The 22,763-nt window shown below is 36.1% G+C and carries 15 protein-coding genes; 4 read left to right on the top strand and 11 right to left on the bottom strand.

Going from position 1 to position 22,763, the window contains the following annotated elements:
- Position 1: 1 nt before the first annotated feature.
- The 3 genes from A8B35_RS11335 to A8B35_RS11325 all read right to left on the bottom strand — a co-directional run bounded on the left by A8B35_RS11335 (position 2) and on the right by A8B35_RS11325 (position 7,761).
- Positions 2–1,987: a right-handed parallel beta-helix repeat-containing protein gene (locus tag A8B35_RS11335; protein WP_068472995.1), complete on the bottom strand. Its 1,986-nt coding sequence runs from the start codon at positions 1,985–1,987 to the stop codon at positions 2–4.
- 35 nt (positions 1,988–2,022) lie between these two features.
- Complete coding sequence (locus A8B35_RS11330; RefSeq protein ID WP_068472992.1) at positions 2,023–4,857, bottom strand: glycoside hydrolase family 2 protein; 2,835 nt, start codon at positions 4,855–4,857, stop codon at positions 2,023–2,025.
- A gap of 63 nt (positions 4,858–4,920) precedes the next feature.
- Complete coding sequence (locus A8B35_RS11325; RefSeq protein WP_068472990.1) at positions 4,921–7,761, bottom strand: glycoside hydrolase family 2 protein; 2,841 nt, start codon at positions 7,759–7,761, stop codon at positions 4,921–4,923.
- 143 nt (positions 7,762–7,904) lie between these two features.
- Between A8B35_RS11325 and A8B35_RS11320 the strand changes: the two genes are divergently transcribed.
- The 3 genes from A8B35_RS11320 to A8B35_RS11310 all read left to right on the top strand — a co-directional run bounded on the left by A8B35_RS11320 (position 7,905) and on the right by A8B35_RS11310 (position 11,736).
- Positions 7,905–8,762 carry an AraC family transcriptional regulator gene (locus A8B35_RS11320; protein ID WP_068472987.1) on the top strand — a complete coding sequence of 286 codons (858 nt, stop codon included), beginning with the start codon at positions 7,905–7,907 and terminating at the stop codon, positions 8,760–8,762.
- A 357-nt stretch (positions 8,763–9,119) separates the two neighbouring features.
- Positions 9,120–10,673 (top strand): sulfatase family protein, encoded by a 1,554-nt coding sequence (locus tag A8B35_RS11315; protein WP_222844143.1) that lies wholly within the window; start codon positions 9,120–9,122, stop codon positions 10,671–10,673.
- A gap of 181 nt (positions 10,674–10,854) precedes the next feature.
- Positions 10,855–11,736 (top strand): AraC family transcriptional regulator, encoded by an 882-nt coding sequence (locus A8B35_RS11310; protein ID WP_068472985.1) that lies wholly within the window; start codon positions 10,855–10,857, stop codon positions 11,734–11,736.
- 85 nt (positions 11,737–11,821) lie between these two features.
- Here A8B35_RS11310 and A8B35_RS11305 read toward each other — a convergent pair whose 3' ends face one another.
- From A8B35_RS11305 to A8B35_RS11270, 8 genes are all read right to left on the bottom strand, one after another.
- The gene (locus A8B35_RS11305) at positions 11,822–12,325 is read right to left on the bottom strand and encodes a MaoC/PaaZ C-terminal domain-containing protein (RefSeq protein WP_068472982.1); all 504 of its coding nucleotides are present in this window, start codon (positions 12,323–12,325) and stop codon (positions 11,822–11,824) included.
- A gap of 209 nt (positions 12,326–12,534) precedes the next feature.
- Positions 12,535–13,761: an ABC transporter substrate-binding protein gene (locus tag A8B35_RS11300; protein WP_068472979.1), complete on the bottom strand. Its 1,227-nt coding sequence runs from the start codon at positions 13,759–13,761 to the stop codon at positions 12,535–12,537.
- A gap of 2 nt (positions 13,762–13,763) precedes the next feature.
- Positions 13,764–15,245: an alpha-L-fucosidase gene (locus A8B35_RS11295; protein ID WP_068472976.1), complete on the bottom strand. Its 1,482-nt coding sequence runs from the start codon at positions 15,243–15,245 to the stop codon at positions 13,764–13,766.
- A 206-nt stretch (positions 15,246–15,451) separates the two neighbouring features.
- Positions 15,452–16,885, bottom strand: coding sequence for a [FeFe] hydrogenase H-cluster radical SAM maturase HydG (gene hydG, locus A8B35_RS11290; RefSeq protein ID WP_068472973.1), 1,434 nt, complete (start codon positions 16,883–16,885; stop codon positions 15,452–15,454).
- 157 nt (positions 16,886–17,042) lie between these two features.
- Positions 17,043–18,293 (bottom strand): M56 family metallopeptidase, encoded by a 1,251-nt coding sequence (locus tag A8B35_RS11285; RefSeq protein ID WP_068472970.1) that lies wholly within the window; start codon positions 18,291–18,293, stop codon positions 17,043–17,045.
- 1 nt (position 18,294) lies between these two features.
- Positions 18,295–18,669, bottom strand: a complete 375-nt coding sequence (locus A8B35_RS11280) for a BlaI/MecI/CopY family transcriptional regulator (protein WP_068472967.1) — start codon at positions 18,667–18,669, stop codon at positions 18,295–18,297.
- Between the two features lie 311 nt (positions 18,670–18,980).
- A complete protein-coding gene (locus A8B35_RS11275; protein ID WP_068472964.1) occupies positions 18,981–19,847 on the bottom strand; it encodes a GIN domain-containing protein in 867 nt (288 codons plus the stop codon).
- 387 nt (positions 19,848–20,234) lie between these two features.
- A complete protein-coding gene (locus tag A8B35_RS11270; RefSeq protein WP_068472961.1) occupies positions 20,235–21,410 on the bottom strand; it encodes an LA_2272 family surface repeat-containing protein in 1,176 nt (391 codons plus the stop codon).
- 648 nt (positions 21,411–22,058) lie between these two features.
- Between A8B35_RS11270 and A8B35_RS11265 the strand changes: the two genes are divergently transcribed.
- Positions 22,059–22,718, top strand: coding sequence for a hypothetical protein (locus A8B35_RS11265; protein ID WP_068472956.1), 660 nt, complete (start codon positions 22,059–22,061; stop codon positions 22,716–22,718).
- Positions 22,719–22,763: the final 45 nt, after the last annotated feature.

The raw sequence follows: 22,763 nt of genomic DNA, 5'->3' as shown, positions 1-22,763 counted from the left end.
TTTAGTTTGTAGTTTTATTAAAAGAGGCGCTGACATTTAAATAATCTGTTCCTGGTGTCCAAGCAAAACCTTCAGGCTTCCAATCAGCACCTGGTTTCCAATATTCTCCCCCAAATTCATAAGCTCCCAAATCAGGTGCATCTCCTTTGTAGTTATCTGTAATTCCCTTTATTTTTCTTCCTTCACCTATGGCTGGTGAATTTTCATTAAGCATAAACTCGTTACCTACTTCGGTAGAAAAAGGCACATTCTTAAACTGGTGGTTATTTTTAAAAATATTATCAGCCTCAGGGCCTAAATATTCCTTATCATCTACTCTATATTTTGTCCCATTGCCTGAGTTCCACCAAGGGCGTACATCAGACAAATTGTTATACAATGTATTATTTCTTACATTGGTTTGAACGCCATTTCTCTCAGGTACCCAACAATCTATGAGAGCCTGATCCATAGGACCAGTATTCCAAAAGGTATTATTGTAAATGTTGTTTTCAAGCGCATCCCAATTAAAATGTAAACCACCCCATTCAACATCCCAAACAACATTGTGATGCACGGTGTATCCCGCAGCATTATTATCTAAGTAGACGCCAGTGGCTTTTTTACCTGCATGTTTGGCTGCGTAGGCATCATGAAACCAATTATGATGTACTTCGATGTTACGAGGTATGCTATTGCCTGTAACATAAAACAAACCACCATCGGCACCTGTAATTAAACATTTTTGAACATGATTATAAGCAAACTCGCTATTATTGCCTGATATACTTACACCATCTCTTGCTGATCCATATAAAGAATTCTTAATAAATTTATTATCAGATCCTCTACTGCCAATTAAATAAGCATGTATACCTACTGTGTTAAAATATTGCACAATACAATTTTCAACTGTGTTATGCGTGGCATCTTTAGCTAAAAGTATACCATTAACAGAACCATGCTCCAAAACGCAATTTCTGATTAGGTTGTATTTTCCCCTAAGCAATTGAATTGACGCATCGCTTACAGCTGCACCTTTTAAATTATTAACAAGGCGCTCTGCACCATGCTTTACCATGCAATTAGTTACCTGATTATAATTCCCTTTTATCGAAATCATACCTCCAAAGAAATTAAGCCCTTTGATATGAATATGATCCTTATTGAGTTGTGCTGTAATTTTTCGGATGGCTACTTCTACTTGTGCGTGGCTAGGATTTTCTCCATTAGGTGCATAAAAATATAGTGTCTTTTTATGCTCATCGTAATACCATTCATTTGGCACATCAAGAGCTTCTAGCTTGTTCATAAGAAAGAAAATTCCTCGATGTCCATTTTCATAACGCATAGGACTATGTGTTTTTCCGAAAGGCCATTTATCAGGCAATGTGTCAAAAATGATACGCTTTAACTCATCGTCGTAACCTGTAATAGAACGTTCCCAGCTACAACCACTATGCGCTCCTAAATAATGAATAATGCCTCCTGTCCAATCAATATTTGGTATTTCTTTATTGCTAATAAACGACATAGAATAACTACCCTTGGTCATATCAATATATTTAGCATCTAAGGCATATTGATCGTCATCTGATTTATTTGGCCATCGGGCAATTTGCATTTTATTATGATTGAAATACACGTTATTTGCATCGCCCAAAGGCATGTTTACTTTTGCTTTATATATATTTCCTGAATGTTTCTGCCATGCCTGAACAGGTTCTACAGCCGAAATAATTACCACATCCTCTTTGTATCTTGTAAAAACGATTGGGTTGGATGCTGTACCTGAAATTTTAGGATTTATGGTTTCGCGATATGTTCCTGCGTGTATATAACAGATATCGCCCTTTTGCAAAACCTCTGAAGCGTCGCTTATTGTTTTAAAAGGCTTAGACAATGAACCATCTCCTTTTAAGGATGAATTGCAATCGACATGATATTCTTTGGCAGAAACGCACAATGAGATTGACAAAAACAGAAATATTTGAATAACTCTTTTCATGATTATTTTTTTAGTCACCTATCCTTTAATCAGGATTAAAATTCAAATGTTAAATCAATTAATATAGGCTCGTCTACATTTCCGAAATAGTTTTTATCGCTTCCTTGAGGCCCTGAGTCTTCTGATTTCATAAACTTGGTTCCAATTCCTGGAATATTTTTCACAAAAGAAATGTCTCCCTTAGGAAATTCAGTTACAGTTGCTCCCTTGCCAGGATCTTCAGGTTGATCGGGTGTGAGCATTCTTAAAAAGGTAAGATCTGAATGGCAATAAACCGTAAAACCATTGTTGTTGTTTCCATTTACTTTGGCCCAATTTAAGCTTGAGAAAAAACCTTTAAACTCAGGATATACAAAACCCGATTCTCCAGTTATGGTATTGTTATAATCATTCTCCCAAATATTAAACTGTGTACCTTTCATACGATTTCGCCACACACGGTAAGGCCCATCGCCCAACCATTTCATACCTTTAACTTCTTCCTCAGGAAAAGAGAAAGTTATACCCATAAAACCTTCTACTATTTTGTTATTTCTAAGCTCAACATTTAAATCTACTATCCCATTTGGATATACTGTCCACTTAAAGAAATCCTGAGTCATTTCGTTATTCTCTTTCCAATCCCAGTATTTTTTTCTTTCCTTAAAAAATCCAGTGATTTCCACTTTATCATTTAAGGTATTTACTTTTACATCCTTTAGGTCTGTTTTATTTCCCAACAGAATAGGGCCATCTTTTAAAGGTATTAAAACACCATTTTTAGTGACTGATTTAAGCAGTCCGGTTTTCTCTGAAAACTTAAATTCAACATCGCCAGCATTTACAATAATCAACTCATTTGATGTAGTTGCATTAATTTTTCCATCCTTACCATAAGTGATTTTATCGCTATTGATTTGTTGGGCTGTTTTAACAGGATAAGACCATGTGAAAATCTCCTTTCCATGTATATCTGTTGCCTTTAAATACAAAGCGTCAGCATTTTTCCAATTACTAGGTTTCTCAACATTAAAAACACCTTTTGCTCCTGGCTCAAGTTTTGGCAATTGCACTTTACTATCACTCAATACGTTTACTTTGCTTGATCCATGGGGCCCGTTAAAAGTAACCCACTGTGCAGTCATTTCACACTCATCAAGATGGGTGTAGTGATAACGATTTTCAACATTAAATATCCCCGAAAAGTCATTTCTGATATAACGCACTGGTATATGAATTGGCGACCAGACTTCTTTGATGGTAAAATAACTTCCTTCCTTTTCGCCATAAGGCCCAACAATACCATCGGGAGCATGATTACCATCTAAATCGATTATCCCTTCCTTATCGGTACGTACAACACCTTCATCGGCAAAATCCCATAAAAAACCTCCAGCTGCTAAAGGCATATTCCACATTTGTATCCAATAATCATCCAATCCTGCACCATGCCCACCATCATATAATCCGTGCAAGAACTCAGTTGGAAAGTAGATTTTATCCTTAACAGGAGAATCAAAAGCAAACTTATAATAATCGGGATAATGCATGGTATTCATTTTATTAAACGAATCCCAAGGGTGAATTACTTCGCGCTGCTGAATATCCCATTTTGCGAACTGATCGTCTAACTTTAGATTCCATCCTGTTTCGTTGCCATTGGCCCAAATTACAATGGATGGGTGATTTACATCGCGTACTATTAGTTCTTCAACTAGTTTTGTTCCCACCTCAGTATCGAGGTACGGCGTATGCCAAGTGCAAAGTTCATCTATTACAAATAGTCCTAAAGAATCGCAAACATCTAAAAAGTGAACATCTGGCGGATAATGAGACATACGAACAGCATTCATATTCATATCCTTAATCATGTTAACGTGCTCAATGCTTAACTCTTTCGAAGTTGTACGTCCCGACTCTGGGTGAAAACTATGACGATTCACACCCTTGAACTTGATTTTCTGATTATTTACATAAATACCATCACTTTCTCTAATCTCTACTGTTCTGAATCCAATTCTATTGGTAACTGTGTGAAGGGTATTTCCTTTTTTATCGAGCAAACTCAACTGTAGTTGATACAAGTTTGGTTTCTCAGGATTCCAGGTAAGAATATTAGAGGCTTTTGTAGAAAGCGTCCATTTTCCAGCTTCCTTTTTTATATCTGAGATATTTAAATCTTGTACTTTTTTACCATGTACATCATTCAAAACTAATTTTGCATCAACAGACTTTTTTGAAGCCACAAAAATATCTGCTTGTATATTTCCATCTGCTTTGGCATCAACAGAAATACGCTCAATATGCTCTTTGGGAAATACCTGTAAATAAACCGGGCGGTAAATCCCTCCGAATATCCAAAAATCAGTATTACGCTCTGCTGAATTGATAGATGCATTTGACGACATCTTATCAACTTTAACTTCTAATAAATTATCAGCTCCGTATTTAATTAGTTTACTAATCGAATATTTAAACTCGTAAAATGCACCTTGATGAATTTCTCCAGCTAACTTCCCGTTAATTTTCACCTCACAATCGGTCATTACACCTTCGAATACTATTTTTACTTCTTTATTCTTCCAATCCGCAGGAACATTAAAGGTGTGTTTATAAAGTCCGTGTTCCTTATGATATTCTTTTGGAATTTTATAATCTCGACCATAGTTATAGTTCCCAAATCCTTGTAATTCCCAACAAGAAGGAACAGCTATCTTAGTCCATTCTCCACTTTGCCTTCCTTCAGAACAAAAGAAACTCCAGTCTACTGTATGGTCTTTTCCTGTTCCTGATAAGTACTTTATTTGGGTTGTATTTTGCGCAAATAACTCTCCTGTACTACCTAATAATAAAGCGGTAAGAATAAGAAAAGAAGAAAAAATATTTTTCATGATAATATCATTTTATTATGGCATGCGTATAAGACAAGTGCCAAAGAATATGAGTTGCTGTTATTAGAATTCAAAAGTTAAATCAAGTACAATAGGCTCATCATCGTTACCGAAATAGTGCTCTTTATTTCCGTGTGGACCTGTTGATTCCGGATAATCAAACTTTGTACCCATACCAGATATGTTCATCAGAAAAGAGATATCTCCTTCGGGAAAATCAGGATGCGTTTTACCCTTTCTGTTTTCCTTAGGTTCCTGTGGTGTTAGCATTCGCAAATAAGTATGAGGCGTTTTACAGTATACAGTAAAGCCATTATCTCTATTTCCTTTTACTTTTGACCAGTAAAGACTTGAAAAGAATCCTTTAAACTCAGGGTATACAAAACCTGATTCGCCGGTAACTGTATTGTTGTAATCGTTTTCCCAAACTTGGAAACGAGTTCCTTTCATTCTATTTCGCCAAACGCGATAAGGGCCATCTCCTAACCATTTCATACCAGCCACTTCCTCTTCTGGAAATGAGAATGTAATCCCTCTAAAACCTTTTAAATTTCTGAAGCCTTTAAATTCAACTCTTAAATCTAATAACCCATTAGCGCGAACAGTCCACTTAATAATATCAGAACGTTTTTCTTTGATAGTAGACCAAGCTGGCATCCATTTCTTTTCTTCGAAAGTGACCAAAACCTCCGTTTTCCCGTCTAGCTCACTCACTTTTAAATCAATAACTTTATCTTTTTGATTTAAGATGATTGGCCCATTATTTAAAGGAATAACTTTGCTTCCTTTTTTTACTTCTAGCAACAAACCTGTTTCTTCAGAGAAACTATAAGTCATATTACTCGCTTCAACTTTTATTGTTTTATCGCTAGTTATTGTTTTAACAGTTCCTTTAGCTGTATAATCAATTTTAGGCGCACTTACTTGCTTTGGGGTAGACACAGGGTAAGACCACGTAAAAATTTCTTTTCCATTTGCATCAGTAGCTGTTAAATGTAAAGCATCAGCTGTAGTCCAATTTTGTGGTTTATCAACTGTAAATTTGCCTTTTGAAGATGGACTTAAATTTGGTAATTGAACCTTACTTTCAGCAATCACTTCAAAGTTATCCTGATCCTCAGGCCCATTAAACTTAAGCCATTTGGCAGTCATTGAACATTTATCCAAATTGGTATAGTGGTAACGGTTTTCTAATCTGAAAATACCATTGAAATCACTTTTAATAAATCGATCTTCGATATAGATAGGCGACCAAACTTCTTTAATCGTAAAATAACTACCTTCTTTTTCGCCATAAGGGCCTACAATACCATCAGCGGCTTTATTTCCTTGTAAATCTAACTCGTTATTTCTATCGGTACGCTCAACACCTTCATCGGCAAAATCCCAAAGAAATCCTCCTGCACTTAAAGGTAAATTCCACATTATATTCCAGTAATCATCTAAGCCAGCACCGTGTCCGCCATCGTATAAGCCATGCAAAAATTCTGTTGGAAATAGAATCTTCTCTTTTGTGTAGGAGTCATTTATCAAAGAATGATAATGACTATAATGAATGGTATTTGTCTTTTTATAGATACTCCAAGGGTGAATTACCTCTCTGTTTTGAATATCCCAAAGGGCATAATCATCATCTACTTCAGGATTCCAACCTTGCTCGTTTCCGTTAGCCCAAAGTAAAATAGATGGGTGATTCACATCACGAACTACTGTTTCTTTTACAATTTTACGAGCTACTTTAGTATCTAACATCGGATTATGCCATGTACAAATTTCGTCAATAACAAAAAGCCCTAATGAATCACACACTTCTAAAAAATGCTTTTCAGGCGGATAATGTGCCATACGAACTGCATTCATATTCATATCCAAAATTTGCTCAGCTTGCTCAATACTCCAAGCTTTTGAAGTAGTACGACCTGATGATGGGTGAAAAGCATGACGGTTTACACCTTTAAATTTAATACGCTCACCATTTACATAAATACCATCACCTTCAAGTATTTCAACAGTACGAAAACCAATACGTTGATTGACTTGATGAAGCACATTGCCTTTTTTATTTAATAAATTAATTTGAAGACTATATAAGTTGGGTTCCTCAGCGTTCCAAGTCAGAATGTTTGAAGCCTTAGCGCTTACGTTCCATTTTTCATCGCCTTTAATAAGGTTCTCAACCTTTAAATCTTGTACTTTTTTTCCTTTTAAATCGAATAGCGCCAAAGAAACATTATTAGCTGATGAAACATCAACAAATAAATCGGCTGATATATTACCATTAGCTTTTGCATCAATTGCTACACGATCAATATTCTCTTTTGGTGACACTGCTAAATAAACAGGACGATAAATACCACCGAAAATCCAAAAATCCGCATCACGCTCGGCATGGTTAATAGATTCGTTAGCTGACACTTTGCTCACTTTAACCTCTAATAAGTTATCGGCACCATACTTTAATAATTTACTAATAGTATAATTAAACTCGTAAAAAGCACCTTGGTGAATTTCGCCAGCAAGCTTACCGTTTACTTTAACCTCGGCATCAGTCATTACACCTTCAAAAACAATTTTAATACTCTTACCTTTCCAATCTTTCGGAACAGTAAATTTATGCTTGTACAAACCATATTCTTCAGCACGATCATCTAAGGGATCTTGACCGTAATTGTAGGCTCCAAAACCTTTTTGTTCCCAACAAGATGGAACGCCTATGGTGGTCCACTCACCACTTTTTCGTCCATCAGAAACGAAGAACACCCAATCTATAAGATTGTCTTTATCGGTACCTGATAGGTATTTTATTATGGTTTCATTATTATTTGTTGTTACCTGTGCATTTGCTGAAAACACAGAGCAAATGAAGCATACAATTATGGATAGAATAGAATAATACTTTTGCATGAGGTATATTTTATTTTAAAGTTCTTTAAATTACTGAAACAAAATTAGGGATACGATCACATTACATCAAATACTATACTTAGCTAGAGTAATACTATATTTTAAATATTTATATATTTACAGCCAAATAATTAAATTATACTATGCGTGCTACTCTAAAACCTGTGATTAAATCTGCCAACCAGAGCATTTTGGTTAAAAATGATCAGCTAAAAACCTTTTACGCACCTCACCATTTTCATCCTGAATATGAAATTATCTATATAAAGAAAAGCTATGGTACTAAGATTATTGGTAATTATGTTGACAATTATCAAACTGGAGAATTGGTAATACTAGGTCCAGGACTACCACATTTTCATGTAGTGGGTAACGGGCAGGATAATGAAGAATATCCGATTGAAACCATTGCAGTACTTTTTCCGGCTTCAATATTCGAAAACAGCATTTCATTTCCTGAGTTTAATATGGCCTTTCATTTATTGGAACAGATGAAATATGGTCTCGAATTGTTTGATCATACGAAAAAAGAAGTAGTTAAGGTATTAGAAAGTATGACCTTAGAACCTTCAATCGGTAACTATGTGGCTTTGTTTAAGATTATAGAAATTATTAGTCTGCCTAATAGTTCATATCAGAAACTATCGAGCGTAAAATTCGATAATAAGAAGTTATACAACGACAAAACAGCTATTGTTCTTAATTTTTTAGCCAACAACTATCTTAATAGCATTGCCATTGATGATGTTGCCAAAGAAGTTGACATGAGCAAGTCTGCATTCTGCAATTTTTTTAAAACACAAACAGGACATACCTTTTCGCACTACATAAATATGCTACGCATAAGTAAGGCCTGCGAACTTTTAGCTACCACGCCCAAAAGCATCTCTGAAATTGCTTTTGAAATTGGATTTGAAAACTTGGCTTACTTTAACCGTCGTTTTAAAGAAATTAAAAAACTAACTCCGAAAGAATTTAGACTGAAAATTGAAGTTGCTTAATAGTGATATTAAAATAACTTGATAGTAAAAGCTAGTGGTAAATAGCTCCTTTGAATTTAACCTGCAATATGCATTAGCCTATCTATTACGCATTGAAATTGCCACAAAACAAGTTACTTCGTGGCTTTATCTCAACTCACCATAACCGTGCTATGCCTCGTATCGATAAACCCTTGTTTTATTGCACTTTCAATGCTCATTACGATATTCTAATACATAATCCAGGTTTAATGTATTCCATGGTACATGGCTTACAAATCAAAATTACTCCATTTAATCGCAATTTTGCCCCCGATAATTTACGTCCCTTTACCGTACTTTTATCCAAAGAAATTAAACGATAAACAAATGAATTGTATGTATAAACTTCAGAGCCTAATTAGATGCATTTTTACAGCTGCATTAATAGCCTTAATAGCTTTGCCTACTATGGCACAGAAAAATTCAAAACCTAATATAATAGTTATATTGGCCGATGATTTAGGCGTAGGAGATGTATCAAAATACCGACGCTTACACAATCCTGACATTAAACTAGAAACTCCGAATATAGATCAGTTGGCCGAAAGCGGGATGATGTTTACCAATGCTCACGCCCCTGCTGCACTTTGTGCCACATCACGCTATGCTATAATGACCGGAAACTTAAATTACCGCAGTCCTTTGCCATGGGGTGTTTGGAGTGGATATGCTGAATCTGTATTTACCCCTTCAACCCTAACGCTTGGAAGATTGATGCAACAAGCCAATTACAATACTTCGTTTATAGGTAAATGGCATTTAGGAACCGGATTTGCAGATCAGGACAAGTCGAACGAAATTTATAAGCTTGTTAAAGGGAAAGGGAAAAAGAATTTGAGAGCTGATATCTCAAAAATTATTGCTGATGGCCCTAGTCAAAATGGTTTTGATTACAACTTTACGCTTCCTTCTGGAATTCAAAACGAACCCTATGCTGCCTACGAAAATGACATTTGGTATCCTTTACATGAAGAGTCAATGATTGCTCTTATAGATTCAGGATATTGCGAACGTAATGGATTTGTAATGGAAAAGAAAGAGGGATTAGGTGACTCTCATTGGCAACCAAGTGATATTGGTCCTTTAATTGCCGACAAAGCTGTTGAGTATATCTCAAACCATGCCAAAGACGACAAACCATTTTTCATGTACTATTGCTCGCAAGCCGTGCATACTCCTCACGAAGCACCAAACGACCTTAATGGTGTGAAGATAAAAGGAACCACTCCTAGCAAGCACATGGATATGATTAAAGAGCTAGATCAGCAACTTGCGATGATGGTGCAGACTTTGAAGAAAGAAGGTATTTACGAGAATACCGTTATCATATTTACATCGGATAATGGCGGCTTGCATGTTGATGGAGATACTTGGAATGCACGTCACGAGCCTAGCGACATTTACCGAGGGTGTAAAAATGATCCGTACGAGGGTGGTAGTCGTGTACCATTTATAGTATCGTGGCCTAATGGCATTAAAGGAAATACCAAGTCTAACAATCCGGTTATTGGTTTAGATATTTTAGCAACTCTAGCTGGCATTACAGGCACTACCATTGAGGGTGAAGGTGCTTTAGATTCATACAACTTATACCCTACTTTGCTACAAGAAAAAGAAGATAAACCTCGCCCTTATGTAATGTTACAAGGAGGTTCTCAGAAAGAATGTATGATTGTAAAGGATGGCTGGAAATTAATTGTACAGTTTGATAAGCGTGATAAAACAGATAGTAAAAGAACGCCAATTGCTCTCTTTGATTTAAATACCAATATTTGGGAACATGAAGAGCTCAACTATATCAACAATCCTAAATATGCTAAAAAGGTAAAACAATTAATGAGTCTTTATAATACAACCCGAGACAGCCGAAAACCAACCAGAAGAATGTAATACATCATTTAATAATGGAATTATTAATGTTGCATTTGAATAGAACGAGCGCCTTATTAGGGTGCTCGTTTTTTTTGTTATATACCCTAAGGAATAAATAAATTATTTCCGATATTCTAATTATTTTGCATCAGCAATTAATACTTATCCCAATTAAATTTTAAGCTACACACATTGACACATGAATATTTTAAGCTTACTAAATAATATCTCTTATAATCTCTCATCCATTGCACACTGTACATTGGGGCAAGAGTGGAATTACGAAAACATCATTAGCCCTTTTTCGCGATTGTATTTGATAACCGAGGGAGAAGCCCATATGCTGATAGGTGATAAATCGCTAAAACTTAAAAAAGGATACCTCTATTTGGTTCCTAGCTTTATTCAGTGTACGTATAAATGCCCCAAATATATGGAGCAATATTATGCCACTTTCTCAATTAAACTATCTGATGGATTAAATATTTATCAGCTTTTTAATTTTATTAATGAAATAAAAGCAGAACCACATCATTTTAGTTTTTTCAAAAAACTTTACGATTTAAACAGAGGGATGCATCTCCCAACAGGTAACCCCAATGTTTATCAGAAAAGGATGAAGCTTGGAATCAATAAAAATAAAATTAGTGATGCAAGCAACATTTTAAAATCAGCTGGATTGCTAGATTTATTAATCTCTGATTTTATTAGCACTCCAAAAATGAACTTAGAAAGCGAAGTACACAATCGGATTTCTCACTCAATAAAATACATACACAGTAACATTCAAAGAAATATAACCATTGGTCAACTCGCCAGCTTATGTCATCTCTCACCTGATCATTATACTAGAAAATTTAAAGAGCTTACCCATCAAACGCCACTCGACTATATTAACAAACAACGCATAGAAAAGTCGCTACTATTGCTAGATACTTCTTCAAAACCAATTGGAGAGATAGCAGATTTATGCGGATTCTCATGCCCAACAAACTTCGGAAAAGTTTTTAAAAAGTATATACATCAATCTCCTAGAGACTATAAAAACAGCATTAATTTTAAGAATGAATATCAATTGTAATTAACAATTCAGCAACTCTATAAAATAAGATTAAGGTATAAAAAAAGGACACCTAATGGTATCCCTTTTTGCATTGTTAAAATTGTTATCTCTTTATATTTTCAGGGTTCCTATACTTAACCGTTTGTAGGTGTTCGCAATATAAAACCAACTCTCCCGGCTGTTTATAAACCTCATAACTTACAGTTATCAGTCCCATTTTATCATATTTAGTTTGCTTGTTTAAGTGCGTTCTAATGGTATAAATAGTATCACCTATAAACACTGGCTTAATAAAACGTAGTTTATCGTATCCATAGCTAAAAGTATTTACATTGTTATTGGCCATAAGGCCAAGTCCCATACTAAATACCAAAGCACCTGCAACAAGTCTTTTGCCAAATAGCCCCTCTTCTTCGGCAAACTTCTGGTCGCCAACATATGGGTGCATATCTAGCACAAGACCGTTAAATGTCATCGATTCTCCTTCGGAGATGGTTCTACTAATGGAACGATCTTTTTGTCCGATTACAAAATCCTCATAAAGCCAATCTTCTGTATTATAAAGCTTAATATCTTTGTGATTCTCTATTGGTGTATTTTCTGGCATATCAATTAATTTAAAATTTAATCCTATAACTCTTTTTTTTCAATATTATCCTAAACGACTTTACTTATTGGGATTTCATCCCAAACCCTGACCTACTTTTTGTTCTTGATGACAAAAACTAAGGAAAAAACATCAAGGCGCCTAAATGCAGCTCCTAATAATCACAACCTTAAAATTTATTATATGCAATTTCCGATTCCCCTTTGAACTTACATAGCATCCAACTTTAGTTGTGCTTCATTTAATATATCTTCAATATCTTTTTCTGTATTAATTACCTCTAATACTAATTTATCAATTACGCTGGCTACTTTTGGCCAATGGGCCAGCTTTGGTAATGCTCTGGTATTTTTATGAAGCTTTTCTAATTTATAATAATAAGGAACAACACTATTCACTTCAGCATCTATCCACGTTGATTTTCGGCAACCAATTCCTCCTTCCAAAGTAAGAAGTTTATCATTTTCGGCATTAATGGCAAAACGCATAAAGTCGTAGGCAATTTGTTTGTGCTTACTTCCTGTGCCTAATGCGTATAACCAGTAGGCATTTAAGGAAACACCTTCCCCTCCTGCACCAGCAGGCACATAGGCAACATCAACCTTTCCCTTTACTTTCGATTTATCGTAAACCTCGCACATTGATGCGAAGCCAAACCAATTTACCATCATAGCCACTTCTCCATTGGCAAATGCCATCCCTGATTGCACAGAATCAAGATCAAATGATTTAGGATGCACCATCTCTGTATTTTTTATGGCTGAACGATAATACTTCATCCCCGCAATGGCTTGCTCTGAATTTAGAATAACAGCTCCATCTTCGGCTAATAATTCTCCTCCCCTGGTCCACATTTGCAAGCAAAAGTCGAATACAGTATTGTGTCCATCAGGATAAGCTGCGAATACAGTACCATATTGTCCTTCAATAGGGCGTTGAAAAAACAAAGCAAGTTCATTAAATTCATCCCAGGTTGATGGTACTTCTAGTTCCCTACCATATCTGACTTTAAAGGCTTCTTTCTCCTGTGCACTCTCAAAAAGATCTTTTCTATAAATCAAACATTCGGGGCCATTGTGCATAGGCAAACCATAAACAGAACCATCAAACTCTTGCATCTGCAAAAGCGATGATGACCAATTTTCAGGATAAGAATCAGGCGTAGACCTTTTTATATAGGCATCTAGCTTTTCAACATGACCATCTTTAACCGCCTCAGTAATCCAATCGGTATTGATAAATGTAATATCCCAATCCCCGTTTTTTAGTCCATCTTTAACAATGATCTCCTCATACAAGGGATGCAAATCAAGAAGGACTATCTCAAGCTCAAGAGGGCAAGCTGTAGTACCTTTAAATTTCTGCCATATTTTTTCGATGGCAGATTCAAAGGGATCGTACTTGCGAACAGCAATTCGTAACTTATTAGAATTCATAGCTAATTAATTTTAAATACGAAAGCATGCTCACATGGCTTTGCCGATGGCAATTGGATATTTAAAGACGTTTTAGTTTGTTCCCAAGTTAGCTTACTCTTTGATCCGATTAACTCGATACGCTTAATATCTCCATTAAATGAAGTAGAACTTAAGGACTTTACTGAAAGCACATTTGACTTTGGCCATCCTAAAGCTATGGCATATAATTGTCCATTACGGGTTGTAAAACGAATATCTTCATCACCAAATCCATCGAAATGCATATCTGCTAAATGACCTGTTTTTGTTTCGGTAGGCCCTTCGCCATACACTAGCCAAGGACGAGTTTCGTAGATGGCCTCACCATTTAACTTCAACCATTGCCCCATCTTTCTCAATCTCTGCTTCTGATCCTCAGGAATAGTACCATCAGGGTTTGGCGCTACATTTAATAATAGGTTACCATTTTTACTCACGATATCAACCAAATCATCAATAAGGTTATTGGTTGGATAGCATTTTAGATCTTTATGCCAAATCCATTTTTGTTTAGATATAGAATTATCCGTTAACCAAGGTTCTGGATAAATATCGGGCATTCGATTGCGTTCTAAATCAACAGTTCCTGTACCCAAAGGAAAGTCTGGTCGCTTAAATGTTAATACAAACTCCTGATTGTTCTTCGCAGCATTGTTATAAGCGTAGGCCATCATCTCTTGGCGAACTTTTTCTGAAAGTATTTGAACTCGATTATCGAACCATAGTAAATCAGGATTATAACCATCAACAACTTCTTTTACTTTCTCAAGCCACAACTTTTCAAACTTGGCACTTGGCATTGGATCAACCTTGTAATATCCACGTTCACCTTCAACTCTCCATGCGGTTGATGCAACTTTTTCGCCATATAAAGATTCGTTGGCAGGATCGGCACAATCGGTATTCTCATCCCATGTGGGAAACCAACCCCAAAGCCACGAATGATGAAGGCTAACAACATACTTTAATCCTCGCTTTCGAATGGCAGTTTCTAGCTCGGCAACAATATCGCGTTTAGGTCCCATATCCACCGAATTCCATGGATTTGCTTTTGAATCCCACATTGAAAAACCATCGGCATGTTCGCCAGCAGGACCTGCAAAACGAGCTCCTGACTCCACAAATAATTCAGCCCATTCATCGGCATCAAACTTAGGTGCTGTAAAAAGAGGTACTAAATCTTTGTATCCAAATTCCTTTGGGTCGCCATAGTTTTCTTTATGAGTGGTATTATTAGGATGTCCTTCGGTGTACATATAAGTTCCATACCAATCCGATTCATCCTCTGGTACAGAATATACACCCCAGTGTGTGTAAATACCAAACTTAGCATCGCGGAACCACTCAGGGCATTCGTATTGAGATAGGGATTCCCAGTTGGCTTTAAATTTCTTTTGACTATGCAGCTGTGTAACTGTAATTAACAGAACTGCAATAAAGCTTATTTTCAATGCACTCTTCATTGTTTAAATATTTTAGATAATGATATATTTTAAACTTCTTTACAGGATGTAAAACTATGAAGAGTCCTATTTTTAAATAAATACAAAAACAATCAATAATCGATCATTTCCGATATTACAACTGAATTTACACTGAGGATATAAAAGCAAAAATGCCCCTACACTTCACAGCATAGGGGCATTTTTATTGTAAGAATGAATTCTTACTAAAAATATAAATCGCGGGTGCCACTTTTTATGTTTTCTAAACGCTGTAATAAGCGCGATTTAAAACGCTCATCTTCGTAATTAGCGAGTTCCTCTTCTATTAGTTTATATCCTTTTTCTTTAGTGGATTGAGGTGCATAATCCTCAAGGTACTCCACCAAAGTAAGCATGGCATTGGGTTGGCAAAAACGTTTAATGAATCCGGGTACCGAAAACTCCATAAAGTGCTCGCCCGTTCTATCTTTACGATAACATGCCGTACAGAATGATGGGATAAAACCTTTCTGGACCAGCTCGTCCATCACTTCATTAAGACTGCGGTTATCTGAAATTACAAATTGCTCTTTATCCAAGTTTTGTTCATCCTCATCGGCCGAATAGCCTTTTAATTCAATATTGGTTCCGCCGTCTATTTGCGACACGCCATATTGCAATACCTCATCTCTAATTTCGGCTGGCTCACGAGCGGTTAGTATTAGCCCTGTATAAGGAACTGCTAATCGGAGGATGGCCACTAATCGGGTAAAATCGGCATCAGATACTTTCCATTTTGAATCGACATCAATGCCCGAGGCATCTTGCAGGCGCGGAAATGAAATGGTATGCGGACCGATATTAAAAACAGACTCTAGATGGTTCACATGACGCAACAAACCTAAAATTTCGAAACGCCAATCGTACAAGCCCAATAAAGCACCAATGCCCAAATCGTCGATGCCTCCTGTCATGGCTCTATCTAAGCCTGTAACACGCCAATCGTAATCCTTCTTTGGACCGCTTTTATGCACTTTATCGTAGGTTTCGCGATGGTAGGTTTCCTGAAATATCTGGTAGGTACCAATACCTGCATCAGCCACAGTTTTAAATCCTTCAACATCAAGTGGAGCAGCATTAATATTTAAGCGACGGATTTCGCCATTTTTATGCTTTACGCCATAAACTGTTTTAACGGTTTCAGCTATAAAATTAGCATCGTATTTTGGGTGCTCGCCATAAACCAATATCAATCGCTTATGTCCGGCATCCTCAAGGGCTTTCACCTCTAGTTTTAAATCATCTAGCGTAAGCGTGGTTCTTTTTTGATCCTTATTCTCGTTACGGAAACCACAATAAGTACAATTATTAATACATAAGTTACCCACATAAAGTGGTGCAAACAGCACAATACGCTTACCGTAAACACGCTCTTTTAATTCCTTGGCAGCGTCTTTAATTTCTTGCACCAATTCAGGACTATCCGCATTTAGTAACACAGCTGTTTCTTGAAGCGAAAGGCGCGCCTTGTTTAAGGATTTGCTTATGATACGACGGACATCATCAGCATGAGGGCTTTTTGCCGCCTCTAATATTTGATGAATCTCATCGGCATCAATAAAATTCTCTTGGGCTTTATCTGCTAACTTATATTGTTGCGGGGTATAGATAATTGACATGTACTTTTTGTTTAAGCCGCAAAAATAGTGATTTGAAATTAAACTCACTCTAATAAGCAAGCATTTACCTAATAAAAGTATAAAAGGCCACCATTTGGCAGCCTTTGCATTGTCTTTTCTTTTGTTTTACTTATTATTTTAATAAATAGAAGTCACTCTATTTTCTAAGTACAAAATTAATTGGAACAGTATAAGAAACGTTTACACTCTTTCCGTCTTTTATACCTGGTTGCCACTGAGGTTGCGCCGATACTACTCTTATTGCTTCTTCATCAATTGAAGCACATTCTGAAGAACGAGCAATCTTTACGTCTTTTATAGTCCCTGTTTTATCAACAACAAATTGTACATACGCTCTACCTTCTTTGCCCTGTTCCTGAGCCTCCTTAGGGTAACGAACATTGGAAGCAATATACTCTCTTAATCCCAAATCTCCTCCAGGAAACTGAGGCATAACATCGGCTAAAAAATACACCTCCTCATCAAGGTCTACATTTAAATATGATTGAGGTTCTTCAGCTAATTCAGGCCCTTCATCACTATTGGTACATGCAAAAAATGTAGAAATAGTTATTAAAACGGCAACAGCCACAATTGATTTAATTAGTAATATATTTTTTAATGTTTTATTAGTCATCATCTTAAATCGTTTTTTAGTGATACTCTGATTTAGGTTGTTAACCGGAAACAAGCGGACACCTGTGACCTGGTTAAGCAACAACAATTTATACTCGCCAACATGCATACCGCTTTTTAATACAGTTTTATCGGCTTGAAACTCGTGTAACTCCTTTAATAAAAATTTAGTGAACCATACAAAGGGGTTAAACCACTGAACTATCAATAATAGCTCAAACAGTATAACATCAACAGAATGTTTTAATCGAACGTGGGCTTTTTCGTGAATCATTATTTTCTCTAAATCGGACGAAGAGTAAAGGGTTTGATTCACAAAAATAATTTGAAAGAACGAGAAAGGATTAAAGCGCCCAGGCAAATTGGCCACTCTAACACCATTCTCCTTTGTCCAGCTTGCTTTTTTAGATAATCCGCCCAATCGGATAAATCCCCAAAGCAACCTACACAACAATGCCACTGCTCCCAACACATAAAGGAGTTTAAACATGTTACTTTTAGCTACTACAGGCACAATTAACTCGCGCACATTATTGGCGTAAACATTAACCGTACCCAGTAAATTACTAAAATTATCTGCCTCCACTCCAGCACTTTTGGTACCTAAAGAAAAACTTAAAAAGGGCACTACTGTTGCCAGTGCAACAGACATCAGCAAGTAAAACCTATTGAATTTAAAAAGCGTTTCGTTGTGCAAAAACGACTTATAAAAGAGGGTTAATATTCCTAATATTAAAGCGGATTCTATAAGATATGCTATAAAGGTTTCCATGTTAATCCTCCTTATTTTTCAAATCGTTTTTAACTTCGTTCATTAGCTCTTCCAACTCACTTATATCCATCTTATCTTCTTTAGCAAAAAAGGAAACAAAATCTTTAAGTGAATCTTGGAAGTAATGCGACATAAAACGCTTCATAAACTTCTTTTTATAAGCTTCTTTGGTAACAATGGCAAAATACACATATCCTTTGCCTACCTTTTTATGATCTACAAAACCTTTGTTTTCTAAAATCCTAACTATGGTGGATACTGTATTATATGCCGGCTTGGGTTCCGACATTTGTTCAATAATGCTTTTTACATTGGTTTCGCCCAAATTCCAAAGTTGCTGCATTACCTGTTCTTCTGCTTTTGTTAATTCTTTCATCGTTCAACTAAATTAATAGTTCAAACTTATAACTAATATTTTAGTTGAACAAATTATTCAACTACTTTTTTAGTTTCAAAACTTGTATCCCTCTAAAATTGGGCATAAAAAAAGCGTAACCACTATGCAGTTACGCTATTCTTTTTCTTATCAATTATAAATAACTTATTCTTGTCTTAAGACTGTTTTTCTGCATATCTATAAAGTAATCCCTCTCAATTATAAGGTGCAGAGCATGCTAAAAACAAATAATTTATACCAAATACATTATTAAATGATTGATAAATAAATTGATGGTGTTTTTGGTATTACTATAGTCGGCCAACACTACCCGAGCCATTTTCTTCTTGTTTTAAAATAGTTGGGCTTCCTTTATATTTAAAGCTTCCTGATCCGTTTATGGTAACACTCAATTCGTCTTTTACATGCGCTTTAACGCTGCCCGATCCATTTTGTGTTGAAGACCATTTACTCACAACAGCACTCACTACGTCTATTGAACCCGATCCACTAGAGTTTACATCTGCCACATTAAAAAACGAATCGTCGGATGATTTAATAGTAATCTCACCACTGCCTTCCGACTTGGCATAAAACTGATTGGCAATTAGGGTACTATTACTAATTTTAATATTTCCGCTTCCCGAGTTCTCTAACTTAAGTTCAGAACCATCCATAGTAATATCTGATAATGTAATAGAACCACTACCCTGACCTTTACAATATATAGCCGCATAATCTTCCATATTAGAAACATTTAATCGGCCCGAGCCATTGTGTTTTAAGGTCAACTCCTCTGTAACATCGGTAGCCAACATATCCGAAACTTCAATTTTACCCGAACCATTCATTTGCGCATAATTAATTTCTGGCATTGTAATTTCAATACTTAAGCTATAGTTTTTGTAGTTCCCATTTTTAAGTTCAAAATTCCACACGCCATTATCAATATAAGTTTCTATTCTATCAATAATATTAGCCTCTCCTTTTGCTGTAACTTTTAAGGCGTCGCCATAATTAATGCTAACTGTATGCGAGGTATTATTACTAACCCCTGTAAAATAATCTATATCTAATTCTTGTGTTACAACAGGACCTTCGCCCGTTATTTTTTCGCACGATGTAAATGATAAAACTGCGATTACTATAACTGCTAATGAGATAATCTTCGTTTTCATAGTATTTCTATTATAATGTTTGTTATTGCTTCAAATCAATGTTACTCTAAATAATATCACGTATTGGGCTGTTTGCCCAAACCTGCCTGCCGGCAGGTAGGCCCAACTTCATTTCTTGCCTTGAAGCAAGAAACGGAAGCAAAGAAATTCAAGGCTGCTTTACAAAAAACTTTCTTATTTATTGGTAGCTTAAGTGCGGCTGGCGGATCTAAGAGCAAAGCTCTCAGCTAGCCAGTCTTACTAAAGCTCCAAATAAAACAAAAGCCTTTTGTAAAGAGGCCGGTCTAACGAGGCGCCTAAATACAAGTCTAAGAAAAACGTCATTCGAATAACAAACTGTTCGCTTATAACTTATATCTAAATTTATATTTGGAATTCCATCAATCTCTAAAATCTAATGGTTAAACCTGCGTTTAAACCAATCCATCCAAACAGTTTGCCTCTATCAAACTCATGCTCTAAAACCGGATCGTAGGGCATATCAATATTTCCCCATTGTCCGCCGTTATTAAGCTCGGTATAATATCCATTAATACTTGGTCCGAAGTTTATGCCAATATTCTGAGTAATTAAAAAAGTATAATCCAAATTAATCTGACCCAAAACATTAACCACATCCCATTCATTATCCTCAACAATTTGGTGCCCCACCAATTCTATTCCTAATAAATGATGCTTACCCAATCTTTTTTGCGTACCCACACCATAACCAACAGAATACTGCGATAAATTTGAATAGTCGAGAAGACCTACCGAGAATATATTATAAAAAGCATCCACACCCATTTTATATTGCAGCGTAGTATGGTAAATTTCAGAAGTACTCAGCTCCAAACCAAAATAACCATTGCCAACCACGCTAAATAAACCAATAGGCACAACACCATCATCATTGCCCACAACATTCACCACACCCAGTTGCGAACCGCTTGCTTTGGTAGTATAATTCACCACACCCAACTGAAAACTGCTTGAAATACTATCGCTAGTATTTACCACGCCAATTTGCGATCCACTCACATTTGTGGCATAATTTACTACGCCCACCTGAGCTCCATCCACACGCTTACTTTGCACATTAACCACACCAAGCTGCGCACCTTTTGCATTGCCTACACCCACATTAACAGGTGCAAAAACAGCTCCATTCAAACTATGCTGGTAATAATTAACACCTCCTGAAAATAATGCCCCGCGCACCGAATCACTTGATACATTTACTGCCGTTGCAAAAGCGGCACCCGTAGTTTTACCCTTAGTAATATTACTAACGCCGGCAAACTGTGCACCCTTTACATCTCCTAAATTATGATTTCCTATGCCACCAAGTTCGGCACCATCTAAACCTCCGTTTACACCATAAAACAAGTTAAACGATACATTATTCGCTTTCTTCATCGATGCCTCGCCATTGGTTCCCCACGGATAAATAATAGTAGCCTGTGCTTTAGGCATGGCAATTGAGTCTGTTTTTGATACCAAAATACTATCCGACTTCTGAGCATATATATTTGGCATAAATAAAATAACCCATACCAATACTGTTATAATTCTTGTTTTCATTTTCCTAATCTTAATAATAATAAATTGTTTTAAGCGTCTTTCATTATCACGACAACTCAAAACAATTTTCCCCCACCCCTCCTTCTAAAGTTTTTTTTAATTTAATTAGGGTGTGCCCCTGCGGGTCGTGCTTTTCGCTATATCTTTTTGCCCCGAAAAAGGCCAAAAAGGATGCCGCTGCAATCACTCACACAAAACATAATACACATTAAAATTTGTAGTTATCAATATAAAAACTAACTTAGTTACTCATTTAAAAACATATGCCCATTTAAAACAAACCTATATTATGAAAAACCCAAACTCCGCAACTCCACTCTTCAAAGTAGTAACCATTACACCAACAATCTTCACTCTGTAGATTACTTTTTCTCTATTTATACCACATTATTTCGCTCTTGTACCATAAATTCTGCTCTTGTACCAAGTACATAAGCAAAAATAAATGGTACAAAGGCAAAAGCGAGCGGTGCAAGAGAAAGGTACGCAGTACAATGTCAGAATATGATGATACAGAAGTAAAAATTAGTGGTGCAAAGGCTGCAAAGTTGGTGCACATGCAGAATAAAGTGATCACAATATAAAAAATGTAGATCCCGCATAAAAAAACGGACTACAGTTGATAAATTAACCCTTAATACTAGAAAAATGATTAAAACAAATGCTAAAATCGATGAACTCATTCAAAAATCTACACTCCGAATTAACAATTCGATTAACGATCCCGACATTTCAGCATCCCTAAGCCAATTTGGTTATACCCCTGAAAAGTTAGGCACTGGCAAGCTAATTCTAAACGATGCAATTACTGCCAATCAAACGTATTATAAAGAATATGGTGATGTGGCCAAAGCGCAAGAAAGCAAAACTAATGAGTTAGAACAGTCTCAACAAGAATACCTGCAACACTTGAGCATATGTCGCGTAGTTTTTAAAAATGATTTAGATGCCTATTTTACACTTAAACTAAACGGCAAACGCGAGCGCACCTTTAGTAGTGCCATAAATCAGATGATTAATTTTTATCAAATTTTATTAGATAATGAAGTTTGGCTAGGCAAAGCCAGCAATTTTGGTTGTACTGCCGAAAGACTTGAGAGTTCGTTAAACAAAGTAAATCAAACAGCAAACTATCAGCAAAAAATAATGCTCGAAAAAGGTGAAGCACAACAAGCCACCGTTGACAGAGATATAATGGTTGATAGGCTTAATGATTGGATGCACGACTTTAAACAAATAGCTAAAGTGGCCCTTTACGACAAACCGCAATTACTAGAAAAATTACAGATTATAGTTAAGAAAAAATAACGTTTAATAAGGCACTTTAGCTAGTGCCTTTGTTTTACCAAAACA

This window comes from Saccharicrinis aurantiacus, from assembly GCF_001660705.2.
Classification (GTDB): domain Bacteria; phylum Bacteroidota; class Bacteroidia; order Bacteroidales; family Marinilabiliaceae; genus Saccharicrinis; species Saccharicrinis aurantiacus.
Note: the sequence above shows the minus strand (reverse complement) of the source record. Positions and strands in the feature narration are given on the sequence as shown.